Here is a 5,138-nt window from a genome sequence, read left to right as displayed (position 1 = left end):
GTGCATCAATGGATAAAGCGGCGGATATGCTGCATGAAAAAACCACCGTGCCTGATTATCGATTTAAAACTTTGATAACAATGGACGCATTTGACCAATTTTTGATGACCTTAAAAGAATTATCAGGTATAGAAATTCCAGCGCGTTTTGAGCGTCAACGCAGTCAATTACAAGATGCAATGTTAGATACGCATTTTATGTTAGGTCAATTACGGGTAGCAATTGCAGCCGACCCAGATGAATTATATAGTTTTAATCAACTATTTAAATCCATGGGTGCGGAAATTGTCACAGCGATCACGCCGACTCATGTACACACGGGTGTTTTAGAATTGCTCGATGTACCCGAAGTTAAAATTGGTGATTTAGAAGATTTGGAAAAATCCGCAGCAGAACAAAAAGCCCAATTATTGATTGGTAACTCGCATGTGGTGGAATCGGCAAAACGTTTAGGGCTACCGATTTTACGCGCCAGTTTCCCACAATATGATTATGTTGGCGGTTATCAACGTACTTGGATAGGTTATAAAGCGTGTCGTCAAACCTTGTTTGATTTAGCAAATTTGGTATTGCACAGTCCAGATCAACATGAAATTAAACCTTATTATGCCAAGTATGCCCAGAAAATTGATGAGGAGTACGGACATGAGTCTGAGCAGACACTTGCGCGTGGCGTTCAGCACTGATACGGAGGCGAACATGAATACGATGTTAAAATTTGCATTCGCCAGCACTGATATGAAGCAGGTGAATCAACATTTTGGTTCTGCACAGACCTTCGCCTTGTATGGCGTGGATATGGATAAGCATGAATTATTAGAAGTGGTGCAATTCGCGGCAACAGAACAAGACGGCAATGAGAATAAATTGAATGAAAAAATTGCGGCCTTAGAAGGATGTGCGGCGGTGTATTGTCAAGCAGTAGGTGGTTCTGCGATTCGTCAATTGACCATGCAAGGGATTCAACCAATTAAAGTCAGTGCAGGTGCTGAAATCGCTGAATTGATTGACAATATTCAAGAGGAATTACGTGCAGGCCCTACCGCATGGCTGGCTAAAGCACTGCGTCGTCAACAACCTAAAAATACCGATCGTTTTGATGATATGGAAGCAGAAGGTTGGAGTGAGTAATTTTTTCAAAGCAATGTTGATGTTTTCAATCAAAAACTCAAATTTCTCTGTTTTTATTGCATAAATACTCACCGCTTAGGCTCTTTTGAATTGGGATGTGCAGGATTAAATGATGTTCAAAATGACATCCTGCCCCTAAATCTTGAGAGTCCTAGTTCTGACAATCAGCCTACTTGAAATTCACAGTATTGAACTTCGCCGCCCTGTTTTATTTAGAGTTAAGGAATCGAAATTTAATAAAGTTTATCTATTTGGCAATCCACAATTCAAAAAATACTTTACATTTAACATATTAAAGCACTATAAGCTCTTGAATTACCCAACTTGTTTAATTCTTATTCCTAAATAGTTTTGCCTAGCCTAACCGTGCCCCTGTATTCAAATAAGTAAATACTTCATGTGCAAAATATTCTAATTGTCGAAAGTATCGCCGATTAAATCGCACCAAGGTGTTATAAGCCAACACAGCGGGAATCGCTACCGCTAAACCCAGCGCAGTCATAATCAATGCCTCACCAATGGGGGTTGCTACTGTATCTAAACTGGCCTGTCCACTTAATCCAATTTGAGTTAATGCCTCATAAATACCTAATACCGTACCTAGCAAACCAATAAAAGGTGCTGTGCTGCCTATTGTTGCTAAAATACTTAAACCTGATTCTAAATGTGCTTTACTACCTTGAATGCTTTGCTGCATTGCCCGACTGATAAATTCACTTTGAGAACAAAGCGTTTCGGCATGATGGGATTGAGATTGTTGCTGATGATGTAAAGCGGCACGAATACCCTCTTGAGCCACTAAGGCATAAGGGTGTGTATGGTGATTGAGACGAGAAGCTTCTAATAAATGACTCCAGAAACGACGTTTAAACCACCAAGCACGCAAATTTATACTGAATAATTGTAAGGTTTTACGTAACATCAAATACCATGTCAAAATGGACATTAATAGTAAAATACTAAAAATGCTTAAGCCAATTGTATTAAATTGCTCAATAAAGCGATGCAAATCAAGTATTATCGGTTGAATCAATTCTGGCCAATCCATTTCTCTCACCCATAAAAAAAGGGACTTGATGTCCCTAAATAAAGCTTGAGCAGTGGCAATCCTAAAATATTATTTAATATCATTCAAAGGACTGCCAGCCCTAAATATATAAAAAATTAACGCACACCGCCGCTTGTACCATTTACCGCTTTCATGCTTAAACGGATACGACCTTGTTTATCAATTTCTAATACTTTAACTTGTACTACTTCACCTTCACGTAACTTGTCACTGACTTTTTCGACACGTTCTTCAGAGATTTGTGAAATATGTACTAAACCATCTTTGCCCGGTAAAATGCTAACAAATGCACCAAAGTCCATTAATTTCACTACTTTACCTTCGTAAATCATGCCGACTTCAACATCAGTTGTGATTTCTTCAATACGGCGACGTGCTTCTTGTCCTGCCATAAAATCAACCGATGCAATCTTCACTAAACCGTCATCACTGATGTCAACGCTAGTGCCTGTTTCTTCAGTAATAGTGCGGATGGTTGTACCACCTTTACCAATTACATCACGAATTTTTTCAGGACGGATACGGAAAGTCACAATACGCGGTGCATGACGTGACATTTCTGGACGTGGACGTTCAATGGTATTTTCCATAATGCGTAAAATATGCAAACGACCTTCATGGGCTTGCTCTAAGGCCTGTCCCATAATGTCGCTGGTGATACCATCAATCTTAATGTCCATTTGTAAAGCAGTGACACCACGTTGAGTACCCGCTACTTTAAAATCCATATCACCTAAATGATCTTCGTCACCCATGATGTCAGATAAGATAGCAAAATTATCACCGTCTTTAATCAAACCCATCGCAATACCCGCAACAGGAGCACGAATCGGCACACCCGCATCCATAAGGGCTAAACTACCACCACATACAGTTGCCATTGAGCTAGAACCATTAGATTCAGTAATTTCAGAAACTAAACGAATTGAATAAGGAAACTGTTGCTGACCAGGCATCACCGCGTCTAATGCGCGACGTGCTAAACGACCATGACCAATTTCACGACGCTTAGGCGGACCAATACGACCTGTTTCACCTACACAATAAGGAGGGAAATTATAATGCAACATGAATTCTTCACGGCGTTCATCACCGAGTTCATCAATTAATTGTGCATCACGGTCAGTACCTAACGTAATCACAGCCGCTGCTTGGGTTTCACCACGAGTGAATAAAGCAGAACCATGAGTACGCGGTAAGAAACCTGCACGAATTTTAATCGGACGAACAGTTGCATTATCACGACCATCAATACGAGGTTCACCCGATAAAATACTGCTACGCACGAGTTGTTTTTCTAAACTTTCGACATAGTCTAAAACGTCTTTTTCGCCCCACTCTGGCTCATCGCCTACACATAATTCTGCAACGATGTCTTTACGATGTTGAGACAGTACATCACGGCGTTCTAATTTGTCTTGAACCTTATACGCTTCACGTAAACGATTTGCCGCAACTTCATTTAACTTCTGAGTTAAGGCTTCATTTTTTACGGGCGGTTGCCACTCAAATTTCGGAATAGGAACAGCTTTCGCCATTTCCTCAATCGCCATGATGACGTTTTGCAATTGCTCATGTCCGTACATCACAGCCCCTAACATGACCTCTTCCGAGAGTTGGCGAGCTTCAGATTCAACCATTAGTACCGCACTTTTAGTACCGGCTACAATTAATTCTAAATCAGAGTGGTGGAGTAATTTTTTGGAAGGATTTAATAAGTATTCCCCAGTGCGGCTATCATAACCGACACGGGCTGCGCCAATAGGCCCATTAAATGGTATCCCCGCAATAGTTAACGCGGCAGACGTGCCAATAAGCGCGGGTACATCAGAGTCAACTTCTGGGTCTAATGACATCACTGTGGCAATAATTTGCACTTCGTGATTAAAACCATCAGCAAATAAAGGACGAATTGGACGATCAATTAAACGAGAGGTTAAAACTTCTTTCTCTGTTGATCTACCTTCACGTCTTAAGAAACCTGCTGGAATTTTACCTGCTGCATAACTTCGCTCTTGATAATCTACGGTCAGAGGAAAAAAGTCAGAGTTACTAGATTCTTTACCTACAACAACTGTGACTAAAACAACTGTATCACCCATACTAACTAATACTGCACTGGTGGCCTGGCGTGCGATTTCACCCGTTTCTAGGGTCATTTCTCGCTGGCCGTATTCAAATGTACGCTTATATGGAATCATTATTTATACCTTTTTCCTTCATACCTGACGCTAAACTTGAGCGACTAAATCAAAATCTGTTCCAACCTGAAATTAACGACGTAAACCTAATTTACTAATCAAAGTCCGATAACGTTCAACATCTTTACCTTTTAAATAATCTAATAAACTACGACGGGAATTAACCATGCGAATTAAACCACGACGTGAGTGATGGTCTTTCTTATGGGCTTTAAAGTGGCCTGATAAACTTTCAATATTTGAAGTTAATAACGCTACTTGTACTTCTGGCGAACCTGTATCGTTTTCAGAGCGTTGATATTCTTGAATTACTTTTGCTGTTTGTTCTGCTGTTAGCATTGAACTACGTCTCCTCACACATCATGCTGAAATATATCAAAATAAACACTACATTTTATCTATGTTCTATATATAAAACAAGCATTTTATTGATAACAACAAACACTATCTCGTATGTAAAACAGGAAGCATTGTATATTTAACACTTAAGACGGTGTTTAGAAAATACAAAATATTTAGATAAATGGTAATTCATCCATCTTCGGTAATGATGAAGTGCTGATATAAGAGAACCTACAAAGATTAATGCTTGGGATCACTCATCTGATGGGAATCAGGCAAATTCAAAGCACCTAGCTTCTGTATTACCACCCAATCAATATAATTTAATTTTTTTAATCACCAAAAACAAACAGATTTAGATTATCCATATATATTATCCTATTAGCTGCAATACA

Annotated in this window: 5 protein-coding genes; 2 read left to right on the top strand and 3 right to left on the bottom strand. The window is 39.5% G+C overall.

Annotated elements, in window-relative coordinates; all coding sequences use genetic code 11:
- Both ABXH34_RS17730 and nifX read left to right on the top strand, forming a co-directional pair.
- Positions 1–686, top strand: a 686-nt coding sequence (locus ABXH34_RS17730; RefSeq protein ID WP_353573217.1) for a nitrogenase component 1, incomplete at its 5' end; no start/stop codon positions are given.
- A complete protein-coding gene (gene nifX, locus ABXH34_RS17725; RefSeq protein WP_353573216.1) occupies positions 646–1,131 on the top strand; it encodes a nitrogen fixation protein NifX in 486 nt (161 codons plus the stop codon). The genes ABXH34_RS17730 and nifX, both read left to right, overlap by 41 nt.
- A gap of 355 nt (positions 1,132–1,486) precedes the next feature.
- Here the strand turns inward: nifX and ABXH34_RS17720 are convergent, their stop codons facing one another.
- From ABXH34_RS17720 to rpsO, 3 genes are all read right to left on the bottom strand, one after another.
- Positions 1,487–2,179 (bottom strand): MotA/TolQ/ExbB proton channel family protein, encoded by a 693-nt coding sequence (locus tag ABXH34_RS17720; RefSeq protein WP_353573215.1) that lies wholly within the window; start codon positions 2,177–2,179, stop codon positions 1,487–1,489.
- 116 nt (positions 2,180–2,295) lie between these two features.
- Positions 2,296–4,401: a polyribonucleotide nucleotidyltransferase gene (gene pnp / locus ABXH34_RS17715; protein ID WP_353573214.1), complete on the bottom strand. Its 2,106-nt coding sequence runs from the start codon at positions 4,399–4,401 to the stop codon at positions 2,296–2,298.
- A 72-nt stretch (positions 4,402–4,473) separates the two neighbouring features.
- A complete protein-coding gene (rpsO, locus tag ABXH34_RS17710) occupies positions 4,474–4,740 on the bottom strand; it encodes a 30S ribosomal protein S15 (protein ID WP_353573213.1) in 267 nt (88 codons plus the stop codon).
- Positions 4,741–5,138: the final 398 nt, after the last annotated feature.

The sequence above is a fragment of the Candidatus Albibeggiatoa sp. nov. BB20 genome, assembly GCA_016744725.1.
Classification (GTDB): Bacteria; Pseudomonadota; Gammaproteobacteria; order Beggiatoales; family Beggiatoaceae; genus Albibeggiatoa.
This window is presented reverse-complemented; position numbering and strand designations above follow the sequence as displayed.